The sequence below is a fragment of the Streptomyces sp. NBC_00190 genome (genome assembly GCF_036203305.1).
In the GTDB taxonomy this organism is placed as follows: domain Bacteria; phylum Actinomycetota; class Actinomycetes; order Streptomycetales; family Streptomycetaceae; genus Streptomyces.
The window spans coordinates 8,579,707-8,595,238 of the sequence record NZ_CP108131.1; the positions used below are offsets into that span (position 1 = coordinate 8,579,707).

Sequence of the window (15,532 nt, forward strand, 5' to 3'; positions counted from 1 at the left end):
GTGCCTGCTCCTGAGGCGGGGGTTCGTGGGACCTCAGCCGGCGGGGGCCGGGTCCATGGAGCGTCGGCGTCGAGGGATGAGATGAGCTTCGACGAGAACCGTCTGTTCGCGAGCAGCGCTTCGCGAGGAGAGTCGCGTCATTCAACCACCGTGGCAGGAATGACGCTTGGTTCCTTGTGAGCACCTGTTCCATATGGCGGCGCCCGGCCGGGAGGTGTGTCCGGCCGGGCCCTGTCACTCGGTGGTGTGGGTTATCCGATGGTGAGGAAGGTGTTCCAGCCGTCTTCGTCGATGCCGGTGGCGGTGCCCGGCATGTGGTCGGTCGCGCCCGGGAAGAGGTACTGGTTCCCGTTGACGCTGGTGACCCAGATGTCGGGGACACCGTCTCCGTTGGCGTCGGGCGTGCCTAGGACCAGAGGGAGTTCGGCTCTGCTCCAGTACGTGGTCGCGTAGGTGTTGTCCTTGCCGTCAGCGGAGTTTGCGGCGGAGCTGAGCGAGGTCATGTCCGCGCCGCCGTTGGCGCCCGGCTTGCCCCTGCGCAGGAGCAGGCCGCGGTTGGGGTCCGCGTCGTTGCGGTAGAGGAGGTCCGGTACTCCGTCGCCGGAGATGTCGCGGACGCTGACGATGTCGCGGGGCGTCCAGGTGGTCGCGATCTTCTTCACCGTGGTGAAGCTCGCTCCGGTGTAGCCGGTGAAGGCCCACAGCCCGTCGGCGTCGAGGGCGAACATGTCGGCGAAGCCGTCGCCGTCGACATCCTCACTGACGACGATCTGCCGGAAGATCAAGGGGTCGGGTGCGCCTGCGGGCAGGAGGATTTCCATGCGGCGGCCGACGTCGAACTGGCCGGTGCCGGTGCCCGGGTAGACGTAGAACTTTCCGTCGGGCATCCGGGCGATGAGGTCGGTGAGCCCGTCACCGGGGAACCAGTCGGTGGAGTGTCCGATGAGCGCGGACTTTCCGGTCGTCGGGTCCTTCCAGTAGCCGGGGGCCACGGGTGTGCCGTTCTCGACGGCGCCGGGGACGTAGGCGTCGGTGTCGCCGTTCCCGTCGCCGGCGTAGGTGCGCAGGTTGCCGTCCTTGTCGATGGCGAGGATGTCGGGGTGCCCGTCACCGGTGACGTCGCCGGGTTTGTCGAGGCCGGCGCGTGGCTTGGCGTAGAAGCGGTACTCGGTGGGGGCGGAGATGTTGCCGGCCTTATTGGCCGTGCGGACGTACAGGACGTTGGGGCCGGCGGTGTCGACCTGGAGGCTGATGGTGGCCAGGTCGCCGCTGGAGGGTGTGGCTGTGTGCTGGTAGACGGGCCGGTTCAGGCCCCACTGGTATTCAAGGATGTCCTCGGCCTTGGCGCCGTTGCCGCGGATGTCGATTTTCTGACCGGCCGTGCCGGCGGCGTTCACGCTCCATTGGGTGTGGTTGGGGCCGGGTTCCGGGAAGTCGGTGGAGGCGACGGCGGGGTTGGGCGGGACGGTGTGGTCGACGGTGAAGGTGCACCAGCCGCCGCCACCGGAATCCAAGGGCCCGCTGCCCGGGGACCCCGCGGTGGTCGTGTCCCTGGTGCGGGAGAGCCAGTAGTACTTGTGGCCGGATTCGAACGTGTCGAAGGCGAGTTCCCTGCTGACCACTCCGTCGCTGTTCGGCGGCAGCCATTCGTTGTGCTTCTGCGCACCGCTCGCGGCGTCCCAGATCTCGATCTGCACCCCGGTCAGGTCAAGGGGGCCATCGCGGTCGGTGCCCTTGACCTGGAAGGTCACGTTGGTCTTGCCGATGCTGGTGCCTGCGCCGGTGGTGAGGCAGGGACCGCCCGGGAAGGTCTGCATGTTCGCCGCGATGGGGGTGTCGGGCGGAGTGTTGTAGGTGATGTCGATGTACGGGGCGGTCTCGCCGTTGGCGAGGAGCTTCTTCCAGTAGTACGAGTCCGACTCGTTCGGGGCCGCGAAGCCCAGGGACAGTGCGCCCCAGCGGCTGTTCGCCGCGTCGGTGACCAGGCCCCTGATGTCGGTGGCGATCCAGTTGTCCGGGCAGGCGCTGCTGTAGCCGTAGCCGGCGTAGTCGCTGGCCACCTTTCTGGTCCAGTAGCCGGTCGTGTTGTTCCAGGTGCTCGACGAGCTGATGTAGGGAGTCGAGTAGATGTCCATCTGCTTCTGGGAGCAGGACCACGAGTACGTCTGCAGGGCCCGGACGCTGGCGGAGATGACGTTGGCGCCGTGGAGTTCGCTGCCGAAATCGAAGTTGAAGATGGAACGGGACGTGCCACCGGTGGTGGACTCGTATCCGACACGCGCCTCGTTCGTGCCGCTCGCGTTGTAGTTCTGCCCGTTGTAGAAGCTGGAGTTGCCCTCGGTTTTGTAGAGCAGCGTCCACGAGCGCTTGTGCCCCTTGAACGAGGGGTCGATGAACACCGGGTACACCGTTTCCGGTGCGCTCAGCAGGCCGGTGTCGGGGGTGAGGGACAGCACGTTGTCGGCGAGGGCGGGTTTGGCGGGCTTCAGGCGTGCGCCTTCCGCTCCGGCCAGGCCGGCCATGGCGAGAGTGGGGTGCTGCGCCGCCTTGCCGGTGGGCTCCCAGGCAGGCTCATGGTCGGTGGTGGCGACCTTGCCGCTGGAATCCCACATCATCGGGGTCGGCGAGCCGGCGACTTCCTCGTCCTGCGTGTTGCGGGCGCTGAGCGCGCCCGACTCGGCGTCGAGGCGGAAGGCCAGGTCGGGTGAGGCCAGCCGGTACTTCAGCTCGCCGAGCAGCGGGTCGGCGGCGGCCTGGCGGTCCTTGACGACCAGGACATGCGAGTAGCCGCCGTCCTGCGCGGTCATCACGAGGTCGATCCCGGGACGCACGTTCTCGTACAGAGCCCGGGGGCCGTCGATCACCGGTTCCGGCAGGGTTCCCGGCCAGGAGACGACCATGTCGTGGCCGTCGGTGTTCAGCCGGACCAGCTCAGTCCACACCTCGCCGGGTGTGTCCTGGCGGAGCGCCACCCGGGTGACGGAGCGCGAGGAGCGCTCCCCGCCACTGGCGGCATGCTGCTTGGTCCCGGCGCTGAAGACGACGCGGCCGTTGACGGCCTTCGCCGCATATCCTGCCTCCACCCGGTGGAGGCCGGTGTCGATCGGCTTCCACCAACCATCCACCTTGGCGCGGAAGGCCGCGTTGAAGACCTGCTTGCGGTACGAGCCATCAGGCCGGGCCCACGTCGTGGTGTTCGCGCTGCGCGCCGCTGTGACCTCGACCTCCTTGCCGGACTTCTCGGCCAGACGCCGCGCCTCCGGCTCGGCCACGGGCGCTTCCTCGCCGGGCCGGGCCTGCGGCTTCCCGCTCCCGGTGACGTGTACGCCTACCGGAACCGCGACGGCTACCGTGAGGAGAGCGGCCAGAGCGCCCAGTGTCCGGCGCCGCTTGAACCATCGTGTTGCCGGGTCGGCGGCAACTTCCGTTTCCGCAGATGCTGTTGGCGGACTTTCATCCACGGATTCACTGACAGACACAGGCGTACTTCTCCCCCCTCGGGCACACAACTCGAGCAGCCCTCGGTACTCACAAATTTGTTTCGGCCACCGGCCGAGAAGACGTGAAAAGTGCACTCCCGCACGTCATTGCATAGACGGGGTGCGAGCCGAGCATGAACCATCCCGCCGACATCTTCACCCCCCACACCCACGCCCTGACGTGGCACTTCCAGCCGATTTGCATCAATTGCCCCACCCTATGCAACGGGTAAGGTGATAAAGTCCACAAGGGATATCGGAACCGTTGGTTTTCCTGGCTTTCGGACTGACAATCAGCTGGCTAATTGTCAGTTTCCTGCCGGCCGTGCGCCCTCGGCCGCGGCGGCAGAGCGTGGGGGGTCCACATGCCGCCGTTCACGGCGCAATTCCGCCTGCCCGGAAACAGAAGGGCGCGCGCGAAACGCGCGCGCCTCGCCGGGCGCACCGGCATCACACTTTCCGTGGTGCTGGTCGCATCTCTCCTGCCCATCCAAGCCTGGGCCGCGCCACCAGGCGACCGCACCGGCGTTACCCTGCCCGGCCTCCAAAAGGACCTGAAGGCCGAGCCCGACCAGGTCGCCACCGCCCAGCTGGACGGGTGGAACGGTGAACCGCCGGCGCCGCTTGACGCCTATGCGCCGACCATGGTGGCGCTGCCGGCGGGTGCCACGGCCAGCGTCCCGCTGACGCCTGCCTCCGGAGCCGAGTTCACCCAGGTCGGCGCGCTGCCCGTCAGCATCGGCAAGGTCAAGGACACCGGTACCCCTCCGTCAGGTACCTGGTCCGCGGCGGTTTCGGACCGCGCTAAGACCGAGGCCGCAGGCATCGACGGCGCGATCATCACGATCACGCCTCCGGCCGACGCGGTGAATCCCGTCGATGTCGCGCTGGACTACTCGAAGTTCGAGGACCTCTACGGCACGGAGTGGTCCTCACGACTGAAGCTGCGACAGTTCCCCGCCTGCTTCCTCGACATTCCCCGGCCACCCGGGTGCGACATCTCCACGGACGTTCCCAGCTCGAACGAGCCCGGTGAGAACAGAGTCATCGCCACCCTCACTCCGGCTGCTGCGCCCGTTCAGGGCATGCACACGATGACCGCTGGCAGTGGCCCGTCGGTGCTCGTTGCCTCCGACGGGGCGTCGGGCGCCGGCGGTACGTACAAGGCCACCTCACTGTCCCCGTCCGGCACGTGGACGGCAGGGGGCAGCGGGGGCGGGTTCTCCTGGACCTACCCGTTGACGGTGCCCCCGGCTCCGGCGGGTCCCACCCCGTCGATCGCGTTCTCGTACTCGTCCCAGGCGGTGGACGGCAAGACGTCGGTGACCAACGGACAGGCGTCCTGGGTCGGTGACGGCTGGGACTATAACCCGGGCTTCATCGAGCGCCGCTACCGCGCCTGCTCCGACGACCTGAAGCCCACGACCACCGGCAAGCCGAACAACGACAACGACACCGACAAGAAGAAGGGCGACCTGTGCTGGGCCGGTGACAACGTCGCTCTCTCCCTGGGCGGCTCGACGACCGAACTCGTCCGCGACACCGTCAGCGGCAAGTGGATCCCCGCCTCCGACGACGGTTCCAGGGTCGAGCTCAAGACCGGCAGCGGCAACGGCGCGAAGGACGGCGAGTACTGGGTCGTCACCACCCGCGACGGCACGCGCTACCACTACGGCCGCCACAGCGTAGGCACCCACGGCGACGGCACCTCGCCGCAGACCGTCACCGACTCCGTGTTCACCGTCCCGGTCTTCGGCAACCACGTCGGCGAACCCTGCCACGCCGCGGCGTACGCGGACTCCTCCTGCACCCAGGCCTGGCGCTGGAACCTCGACTACGTCGAGGACGTCCACGGCAATGCCATGGTCATCGACTGGAAGCAGGAGAAGAACCGCTACGCCAAGAACGAGAAGTACGAGGAGAAGGACGCCAACAAAAGGGTCGAGTACATCCGAGGCGGCTACCCGATCCGTATCGTCTACGGCCTGCGCGCCGACAACCTCGCCGGCGTCCCCGCGGGCCGTGTCGAGTTCAAGGCCGAGCAGCGGTGCTTCCCCGACAAGGACACCAACTGCGATAACTCCCAGTTCGGGTCCAAGAACGCGGTCGGATGGTGGGACACTCCCAGCGCCCTGCACTGCAAGATGGACGCGGCGGACTGCTACGTATCGTCGCCGACGTTCTGGTCGCGCATGCGCCTGGACTCTGTCACCACCTACGGTCAGCGCACCGAGGGCTCCACGGCCCTGACCAAGGTCGATCAGTGGGCTCTGAAGCAGTCACTGCCCAGGAAACGCACCGACACCAGCCCCCCGCTGTGGCTGGAGTCCATCACCCGCACCGGCTACAGCCCCTCGAACAGCACCATCGGCGTAACGCTGCCCGCGGTCTCTTTCAAGGCCAACGCAGTCGACATGCCCAACCGTGTCGCCAAGGCCAACAACCCGACAACCGGCAAGCCCGACGCGACTCCGGACTTCGACCGGCTCCGAGTGGAGACCATCCTCACCGAGACCGGCGGTGACATCCACGTCACCTACTCCGCCCCCTGCGCTCTGGGCACCACCGTCCCCGATCCGGTAAAGAACACCAGCCGCTGCTTCCCCGTCCGCTGGTCCGCAGATCCCGACGCGGCCCCGGAGAAGACACCGATCGAGGTGTTCAACAAGTACGTCGTGGCAAGCGTGACCGAGAAGGACCGCGTCGCGCAGCGGCCCGACGTCACCACCACCTACACCTACGAGGGCGGCGCGGCCTGGGCGAAGGAGGACGACGAGCTCAGCAAGCCCGAGCTGCGCACCTACAGCCAGTGGCGCGGCTACGGCAGCGTTCTCACCACCACGGGCAAGACGGAGAACGCGGGCACGCCCACCGCGACCGAGCAGTCCCAGACCCGCACCCGCTACTACCGCGGCATGTCCACCCCCTCCGCCAAGGTCACCCTCAAGGACTCCACCGGCACCGAGGACCTTGTCGAGGACCTGCCTCAATACCAGGGCCAGGCCGCAGAGACCATCACGTACACCAAGGCCGGCGGAAGCGTCGAGAGCCGGCACCTGACCTGGCCCTCAAGTCAGCGGACCGCCAATCGCCCGAGAATCGACGACGCCATCCGTCAGGTCGAGGCGTACCGGACGGGCGTCGAGCACACCGACGAGATCCAGACGGTCAGCGGCGGCAAGGCCCGCATGGTGCGTACACGCAACGTGCTTGAGGCGACGTACGGACTGGTCAAGACCGTGCAGACCGATGTCATGGAGAACAAGGGAACCGACTGGACCACTGTCAAGCAGACTTGCAGCAAACCCACCTACATCCACAACACCACGAGCAACCTGATCGGCCTCACGGCCGAGGCCCGTCAGACGACCGGTGACTGCACCGATGCCGGGATCGCGGCCGGAACCCTCCTGAGCGCGGCCCGCACGTCCTTCGACGCCGTCAACGCCTTCGGCACCGCCCCCACCAAGGGCCTGCCCTACCAGGTCGACACCCTCGACGCCGCAGGCACCGGATGGATCACCTCCGGGCGCAGCGAATACGACGCGCTCGGCCGAACGGTCAAGACGTACGACGCGCTCGGCAACCCGTCGACCACCGCTTACAGCCCTGCGGCCGGACCTGCGTTCACGGTCACCGCGACCAACGCGCTCGGGCACACGGTGAGCAACAAGGTGGATCCCGCCCGCGGGAGCGTCCTGGAGGCAACCGACGCGAACGGCCGCAAGGTCACCACCGCCTACGACGAGCTCGGCCGCACCACAGAGGTCCGGACACCCTCGCAGAGCCCGTCCGACAAGCCTGCCTATAAGTTCGAATACCAGCTAGAAGAGCTGAAGACGCCAGCCGTCACCACCCGTGCGCTGAAGGACGACGGCACCTACAGCACGTCGATCGCGATCTACGACGGGCTGCTGCGGCCGCGCCAGACCCAGTCCGAGGGCGCGGGCGGCGTCCTCGTCGTCACCGACACCCTGTACTCCGCGAACGGAACAGTCACCCAGACCAACAACGGCTACCTCGCCGAGGGTGGCCTGAGCACTGTCCTCTTCGTCCCCGTCTCGATGACCGAGGTCCACAACTCCACCCGGACCGCCTACGACGGCCTCGGCCGCGCAGTACGCACCACCACGGTGGAGAAGGGCACAGCGAAGCAGTCCGCCATCACCCAGTACGGCGGCGACTGGACCCTGACACGCAGCGCCATGTCCCCCACCGGGGCGACCCCGCTGCCCGGCAGCCGCGCGGTCAAGACCACCACCGATGCCCTGAACCGCACCACGGCGGTCGAGCACTACACGTCAACGGCCGCATCGGATGTGGACCCGTCCCTGGACCCGAATCCCGCGGCCAGAAAGTCCAGCTACAGCTACGACGTCCGCGGCAACCTCGCCAAGGTCACCGACCCGTCGAACAACAACTGGACCTACGCCTACGACGCCCGCGGCCGGATGACCTCATCCACCGACCCGGACATGGGCACCTCGACGTTCACCTACAACAACCTCGACCAGCAGACCTCGACGACCAACGTCTACAACCTCGCCCGGCACACCAAGTACGACGCCCTGGGCCGCAAGACCGAACTGCGCAACAACAGCGCCACCGGGACACTCATCGCCTCCTGGACCTACGACACCCTTCCCGGCGCCAAGGGCCAGCCCGTCTCCGCCACCCGGAACTGGGGCAACGGCTCGTACACCAGCGAGGTCACCGGCTACGACAGCGAGTACCGGCCCACCGGATCGAAGATCACCATCCCGGACCTGCCCACCACCAAGGGCCTGGCCGGCACCTACGCCTACAGCACCACCTACACGCCCACCGGCAAGGTTCAGTCCACGACCCTCCCGGCAACCGTCGGCGGCCTCGCCGCCGAGAAACTGATCACCCGCTACAACACCGACGGCATGGTGCAGACCATGTCCGGGCTGTCCTGGTACACCGCCGACACCATCTACAGCCCCTTCGGTGAAGTCCTGCGCACCGCCACCGGCAACGCACCCCACCGCGTGTGGACAACCAACACCCACGACCCCCATACCGGCCGGGTCACCAAAGCCGAAAGCCACCGAGAAACCCGCGACCCTCTCGCCCAGTCCAACCTCCTGTCCTCCCTCACCTACGCCTACGACACCGCCGGCAACCCGACGTCCATCACCGACACCCAGCCCGACACCCGGCCCGGCGCCACTAGCCAGTCGCCGCCCCTGGTGGACCGGCAGTGCTTCACCTACGACAACCTCGGCCAGCTCACCCGGGCCTGGACCGGAAAGACCGCCGGCTGCCCCACCAGCCCGACAGGCCCGGGGCTCACCGAAGTGGGCTCCGCCATAGCGGGTGACGCCTACTGGCAGGACTACGAGTTCGATGCGATCGGCAACCGCACCAAGCTCACGGAACACGACCCCACCAACAGCGCCCTCAACGACGAAACCAGCTACTCCTACGGCGTGGACACCGGCGGCCAGCCGTCCCTGAAGAAGCAGCCCCACGCCCTGACCAAGGTCAACAAGACCACCAGGACGCCCGGCTCCGCCATCGATTCCCTGTCCACCTACACCTACGACCAGGCCGGCAACACCAAAACCCGCACCATCGGCGGCGACACCCAAACCCTCACCTGGGACCGAGGCAACACACTCCAGTCCGCCACCAGCCCCGGCATCGGCTCCGTCGCCGTCACCGGCCTCGCCGGCAAATGCCTCGACGTCCAGGACGGCCAAACCACCGACGGAACCCCCGTCCAGCTCCAGACCTGCAACGAAACCAAGCCCCAGCAATGGCGCATCACCGGCGACACCGTCCAGGCCCTCGGCAAATGCCTCACCGCAGAAGGCGGCAAAGCCACCCTCCGGACCTGCGACCCCGCCAAAACCGGGCAGAAGTTCACCTACCGGTCCACTGACAAGGCCCTGCTCACCGGCACCAACGACTGCGTGGACGTCCCGGGCAGCAACGCCACGGACGGCACCGACCTCCTGATCTGGGCCTGCAACGGTGACCCCAACCAGCAGTGGAGCTTCGGCAACCTCACCAGCTACCTCTACGACGCCTCCGGCAACCGCGTCATCCAGGAAACCGGCAGCGCCCGCACCCTCTACCTCGGCGAAACCGAAGTCACGGTCAACACCGGCGGCCAGGCCATCGACGCCGTCCGCTACTACAGCAGCCCCGGCGCCCCCACCACCATCCGCCGCACCAACGGCAAAACCACCGGCCACACCGTCTCCCAGCAACTCACCGACCACCACAACACCGCCACCACCAGCGTCGAACAAAGAGACGGCCAGGCCGTCACACGACGCAAGACCGACCCGTACGGCAACCCCCGCGGCACCCAGCCCTCCAACTGGCCCGGCAGCCACACCTTCCTCGGCGTCGGCACCGACGACAACACCACAGGCCTCACCCACATCGGCGCCCGCGAATACGACCTCTCGACCGGCCGCTTCATCTCCGTCGACCCAATCATCGACATCACCGACCCACTCCAGATGAACGGCTACACCTACTCCGCCGGCAACCCCATCAGCGGAGCCGACCCCAGCGGCCTGAAGAGCGAAGAATGCGGCACGCTCTACAACTGCGGCCCCAAGGGGACGATGACCCTGGGAAACACCGGGGACATCACCGACCGCGGCGGCGACGGCGATAGAGGCGGAAACCTCTCCAGAGGCCACTCGCGCGACAGCAACAGGGGACGCAGCTCATCAGGCGTTACCTTCAAGGGTCCGCCGACCATCACATCCCCTGACGGCAACGTCCTTACGCTCCCTGCCATCAACACACAGGAATTCATCGACACATACCGCTCTACCTATCTCAAGCAGGTCGCAGACTGGGGCACCTACGACGACCCCAAGCTGGACTGGAACGTGAAGATAGGCGCCCTACTCGGGGCATGCCAGAAAATGGTCGACCGCGGCTGCGACCCCGCCACCTTCATCTACGCCAACGTTAAGTCGACCGTAGAAACGTTCGGCCCCTTTGAAGGCGGAGGCATAACAAGGCCATCCGTAAGCATCCTAGGTGCGGGCGGACCCTGCAACAAAAACAGCTTCATAGCAGGCACCGAGGTCCAATTGACGGACGGGACCAGCAAGCCCATTGAGGAGCTTAAAACCGGCGACGAAGTACTCGCCACCGACCCCGAGACCGGCGAGACCAGCGCCAAAGCAGTCACGGCCACCATCTACACCGAAGACGACAAGAAATACGTCGACCTCGTCATACAGACCGACGACGGCGTCAACACCATCACCACAACAGACCACCACCCCTTCTGGTCCGAGTCAGACCGCGCCTGGAAGGACGCTGGCGACCTCAAGCCAGGCACAACCCTTCGCACCGACGAAGGAACAGCCGCAACCATCGCTCAGACCCGCACATACCGGGCCGTCAACGAGACCTACAACCTAACCATCGCCGACCTCCACACGTACTATGTGCTCGCCGGGGCCACGCCGGTTCTGGTTCACAACTGCGGCGGCTATTTCCCCGGCCATGCGACGTCGTGCACGTGTGAAGGAATCGGAGACATTACCCTTGCAGAGGTTCCTGCGGCACGGCCGGTCTCGCGCGGGGCTGCCGGAATCAGTGATGCAGAGCGTGTCGCGGATGCTGGATCCATCGCAAGCGGGCACGCCAACGCCAAGCACGGCGGCGAATTCCCTGGACTGTCCGCCAAGGATCTCGATGATTTGGTCCGGGGTGTGATGAGTAATCCTTCCCGATCGAAACCTCTCGGCAGTGGCAGGAAGGCGTATCTGGGTAATGATGGCTCCACGGTTGTAATCCATGACCCCATGAGTCCTGACATGGGGACTGTGTTCAGTCGAAGTGCAGCAACTGTGGATGATTACTGGAAGGGTTTGAATTGATGGTCGATCATTCACTGCGGCCGAGCCAAGTGCTGACGGAGTCCGAGGTCCACTTGGTGCGGCGCGCCCTCCTTGAGTGGGGAGGGCCAGCTCGATGCAGTAATGATCTTGCTGTGGCGATCGGGTTCGCTGACTTCCCGGATCTGATCGAGAAGAGCCGCGGGCTGCGCGAGATGCTGGCGAAGGACAGCCTAATTTCATGTGCTGACTGGGCGCGGATCCTTTTGGGGGTAGAAATTGTCTTCATTAGTGATCTGGCTGGATCTGGTGTTGAATGGTCAGTGACCACAGGATTCGGTGATGAATTCACCGTATCGACCATTCGGTCGATCCAGCGAAAGCTGGCCGGCCTCGTTCGTCCATATTATGGAAGGCGTCCGCAGTAAGTGTCCTGTCATCCGTCTTTGTGAGGGCGGCGCCCCACCTGTATTTCAGTTACGGGTACTACTGAACTTGAGTACGTGATGTCGGTCTGATCGTGGTCAGTCGTCCATGGTCAGGCCGGTTCCCGTGAGGCATCCATCGACGAGGTGCGGTCGGTACTGAATCTGCTTGAGGGTTCGTTTCACGGCCCTGGCCAGCTGGTCGAGGTTGGCGGCGGCGAGGTTGCCAATGGTCCGTTTGACCAGCGACCAGATGCCTTCCTGGGGGTTGAGGTCGGGTGCGTAGGAGGGAAACTGGAAGACCGTCAGCCAGTCGGCGTTGGCTTCGATGAACGCTTTCATCTGCGGCATCAAGTGAGCGCGGAGGTTGTCCCAGACGAGCACGACCGGAGCGTCGAGCTGGATGTGTGCGCGCACGATCAGGTCCCGGTAGTCCCGCCAGGTGAAGCCCTTGGGCTCGCCCTTGCGGCCCCGGTAGACGTGGAAGCTGTAGAACATCCGGGACCGTTCGCCCTGTCGGAAGCAGGTCATCCCGGCCATCGAGACCCGGCCGGAGCCCCGGCAGCGGACACGCACGACCGGGGTCCGGCCTATCCGGCCCCAGGTCCTGGCGCGCGGCGGTCTCAGCGACTGCCCGGCCTCGTCCTCGAAGACGAGCCAGGCTCCGCGAGCCGCCGCGGCGCTTTTACCCGCGGCCAGACCTCCCTCTTCCACAGCTCGACGGCCGCATCATCGTGCTCGATCGCCCGACGGGTCGGCTGCTGTCAGGACCAGCCATGGCGCTTGAGCAGCCGCCACGTTCCCTCCACCGTGTAAGTGACGTGGAACAGTCGGCCGATCAGAGTCTTCACCCGGGCCAGCGTCCACCGCTGGTCCGCCCAGCCGTGAACCAGCGGACCACGCTCCAACTCCCGCTCAAGCCTGTCTATTTGCCGCTCGCTCAGCCTCGGCCTGCCCGGCGATCCCTTCGAGCGAACCCCGGACTCCCCGGCCTCCCGCCACTGGCGGCGCCATCGCTCCACCGACCGCTCGCTCACCCGCAACACAGCCGCGATCTGCCGGTTCTTCTCCCCGCCCACGAAGCGTTCCACGGCCTGCAACCGGATTCGCTCCCGCGCGGCCCTCTCGGCGTCGGTCAAACCGCCGCCCTGCGCGTACCTCACAGCCCAGAGCTACCGGAGCCGACCGGTCACTGTCCGGCGAACAGCCCCGACATCACCCAATCAAGTTCAGTAGCCACCTCGTCGACCCGGTACCCCGCCACCTGGAACAGGCCGCCGCCTATGCCGGATGCACGACCGAGCTGGGCGACGCCCGCCACCTGACCGCTGCGGCCGGTACGTACGACGCGGTGCTGCTGCTCGGCCCGCTGTACCACCTGACCGAACGGGACGACCGGATCACGGCCCTGCGGGAAGCGCTGCGCGTGGCCCGGGGCCCTGGTCGCGGCTGCGGGGATCAGCCGGTACAGCCTCATGTAGGAGTACACGGTCCACGCCCAACTCCCCCCGGAACTCCTGCACTGAGAGGTAGCCGCAGTGCAGTCCGACGGCCGGTACGACGGCAGTCGTGGCTTCACTGTCGCCCACTTCCACACTGGCGCCGAGATCCTTGCTGAAGCCGCCGCGGCCGGATGGCGGAGCACCCGCCTGCACGGGATCGAAGGCCCGGGCTGGGCGTACCTGTCGGCAGCCGAGCGCTACGCCGGAGCGGAGCACGCTGCCGGGCTTCTGTCCTCGGCCCTCGACACGGCACGTCTGGCGGACCTCCATGGGGCTGCCTTCGCCAATGCATCCGCCCACATGCTCATCACCGCCACGACCTGAACACGGCTATGGCCCCGCGCACCGACGGGCGGGGCCGTAGGGAGATGAATGCGGTGCTGGATTTGATGGCGTAGGGCCCGCTCCTCGTGAGGTGCGAGCCCTACGCCTGCCTGATCCGGCCGGTTCGTGAGCGATTCGGTCGGTTGGGTCAGTCTCCGGATACGCGGACCAGGGCGCCGTTGGTGTTGCGCTCGTATGTCCGTGCTGCGTTCTTGTGGAGCTTGTTCTCGACCTCGGCGGCGAGGTCGATGCCGGTCATCTCGGCGAGGGCGGCGGCGTAGAGGACGACGTCGGCGAGTTCCTCGCCGAAGTCGGGCAGACCTTTGCGCCATGCGGTGAACGCTTCGCCCAGCTCGGCGTTGAGGAGGCCGAACTCCATGGGCACGTCAGTCGTGTTGAAGCCCTTCTCGACCTTGTTCTCCCAAGTGAGTTTCTGGGCTTCGCGGATGTCCATGGGGGTGCCTCCGGCATGGGGTGCATGTGATGCGGAGGAGCCTAGCGGGGGTGAATCGCCCAGAGTTCCAATGCAGTGATTCTCAGCCAGTTGCGCAAGGAGTGTCCGGTTCGGGACCGAAGGTGACGACCTCGGCGTGGGAGCTGATCGTGTGGAACGCCTGCTCGTACGCGGCGGTGAGCTCCGCGATCTCGGAGAGCGGTGGTGCGGTGCCGTCGCGCTGGAGCAGACGGGCGTGGATCACGAGCGGCGACGCGGTGAGGTGGACGAGGACGCCCCGGCGGGTCGTCACCAGGTCCACGAGCTCCAGGGTTTGGGCCCAGGTGAGGCGGGATCCGTCGCGGTAGAGCGGACCGTAGACGAGTTCGCTTACGAAGCAGCGGTCCAGGACGAGCCGGCCGGGCTTGGCCAGAAGTTCCTTGTACCGGCCGGTGAGGGCGACGGCGTCGGGAGTGCGCGGGGAGTGCACGACCTGGAATCCGTGCCTGTCGGCCAGCTGGCGGGCCAGGCTGCTCTTGCCCGTGCCGTCACTGCCCTCCAGGGCGACGGTGTCGTAGCGGGCGGCCAGGGCGGCGACGTTCATGACGCGAGTCCGGACGTGACGCCGGTCAGGGTCGTGGCGTGGCCGGTGCTGGCGTACTGCACCATCAGGTTCCGCCAGTTGGGCTCACGGCCCTGGGCGTGGGTGTAGACCGGGCGCGGCTGGTAGGCGATGACAGGCTGGTGGCGGGCGGCTGCGGCGCCGATCAGGAGTGCTGCGCCGGGCGGGGCCTCGGGCCCGGAGACGTCCACGACGAGGGTGGTGGCGGCCGCGGCGCGGTTCCAGTCCTCGGCGGATCCGGTGGTCGGGTCGGCGGCGGTGAAGCGGCTTGCGGTGCGGGCGGTGTGTCCGGCGCTGCGGACGGCGTTGAGGAGCTCGTGATCGTCGGTGTAGGGGGACGGCTCGATGTAGACGCCGTGCTGGTCGGGGGTGGCTGGCGGAGCGGGCGCGGGCGCGGTCAGCAGGGCGTTGATCCCGACGTTGATCGCGGTGTCCAGCTGGGTGTTGTTGCGCTGTCCGAAGGTGGTGAAGCGGCTGCGGGCGCTGCTGGCAGGACCCAGAGTGGGGACGCGGATCACCTGGTTCGCGATGGTCTCTACGAGGGGATCGGGGAACTGCCAGGTGGGCGCGTGTCCGTGGGGGTCGTAGGTCTGGAAGTCAGTGGTCAGGACGGTGACGGGGACGCCGAGGGCGGCGGCGTAGCCGATCTCCAGGCACACGCCGTCGTCGAGGCTGGGGCCGTGCAGGAGGGCGATCATCCCGGTGAGGGTGGTCAGGCGCTCGGTGTCGAGTTCGTAGAGACGGCGGCCTTTGACGTCGGCGATGAGGTCTTCCTCGTCGGTGTCGCAGAACGGCAGGAAGACGTTGTCAGGGCCGGCCTTGTCGGCCAGTTGTTTGGCGACGCGGGCGCCCAGGGCGCGATCGTGTGCGGAGAAGAGCCGGTGGGCGACGTAGTACACCACGTGG

8 protein-coding genes and 1 pseudogene are annotated in these 15,532 nt (G+C 66.8%); 4 read left to right on the forward strand and 5 right to left on the reverse strand.

All coding sequences use genetic code 11. From position 1 onward, the window contains the following. Nucleotides 1–251: 251 nt before the first annotated feature. Entirely contained in the window at nucleotides 252–3,272 is a 3,021-nt protein-coding gene (locus tag OG429_RS39890; RefSeq protein WP_328923251.1) for an FG-GAP-like repeat-containing protein, read from the reverse strand. Nucleotides 3,273–3,943: 671 nt separating this feature from the next. Here OG429_RS39890 and OG429_RS39895 point away from each other — a divergent pair. Next, nucleotides 3,944–11,362 (forward strand): ricin-type beta-trefoil lectin domain protein, encoded by a 7,419-nt coding sequence (locus OG429_RS39895; RefSeq protein ID WP_328923250.1) that lies wholly within the window; start codon nucleotides 3,944–3,946, stop codon nucleotides 11,360–11,362. 113 nt (nucleotides 11,363–11,475) lie between these two features. Next, entirely contained in the window at nucleotides 11,476–11,748 is a 273-nt protein-coding gene (locus OG429_RS39900; RefSeq protein ID WP_328923249.1) for a hypothetical protein, read from the forward strand. Between the two features lie 96 nt (nucleotides 11,749–11,844). Here OG429_RS39900 and OG429_RS41735 read toward each other — a convergent pair. Beyond that, nucleotides 11,845–12,908: pseudogene (locus OG429_RS41735) on the reverse strand (IS630 family transposase). Between the two features lie 101 nt (nucleotides 12,909–13,009). Here OG429_RS41735 and OG429_RS39915 point away from each other — a divergent pair. Together OG429_RS39915 and OG429_RS39920 are read left to right on the forward strand one after the other, a co-directional pair. Continuing rightward, nucleotides 13,010–13,363, forward strand: a complete 354-nt coding sequence (locus tag OG429_RS39915) for a class I SAM-dependent methyltransferase (protein ID WP_328930560.1) — start codon at nucleotides 13,010–13,012, stop codon at nucleotides 13,361–13,363. Continuing rightward, a complete protein-coding gene (locus tag OG429_RS39920; protein ID WP_328923247.1) occupies nucleotides 13,284–13,571 on the forward strand; it encodes a hypothetical protein in 288 nt (95 codons plus the stop codon). The genes OG429_RS39915 and OG429_RS39920 overlap by 80 nt, the downstream gene beginning before the upstream one ends. 148 nt (nucleotides 13,572–13,719) lie before the next feature. Here the strand turns inward: OG429_RS39920 and OG429_RS39925 are convergent, their stop codons facing one another. The 3 genes from OG429_RS39925 to OG429_RS39935 all read right to left on the reverse strand — a co-directional run bounded on the left by OG429_RS39925 (nucleotide 13,720) and on the right by OG429_RS39935 (nucleotide 15,528). Then, nucleotides 13,720–14,025: a hypothetical protein gene (locus OG429_RS39925; protein WP_328923246.1), complete on the reverse strand. Its 306-nt coding sequence runs from the start codon at nucleotides 14,023–14,025 to the stop codon at nucleotides 13,720–13,722. An 82-nt stretch (nucleotides 14,026–14,107) separates the two neighbouring features. Continuing rightward, nucleotides 14,108–14,608: a hypothetical protein gene (locus OG429_RS39930; protein ID WP_328923245.1), complete on the reverse strand. Its 501-nt coding sequence runs from the start codon at nucleotides 14,606–14,608 to the stop codon at nucleotides 14,108–14,110. Continuing rightward, entirely contained in the window at nucleotides 14,605–15,528 is a 924-nt protein-coding gene (locus tag OG429_RS39935; protein ID WP_328923244.1) for a nucleoside 2-deoxyribosyltransferase, read from the reverse strand. The genes OG429_RS39930 and OG429_RS39935 overlap by 4 nt, the downstream gene beginning before the upstream one ends. Nucleotides 15,529–15,532: the final 4 nt, after the last annotated feature.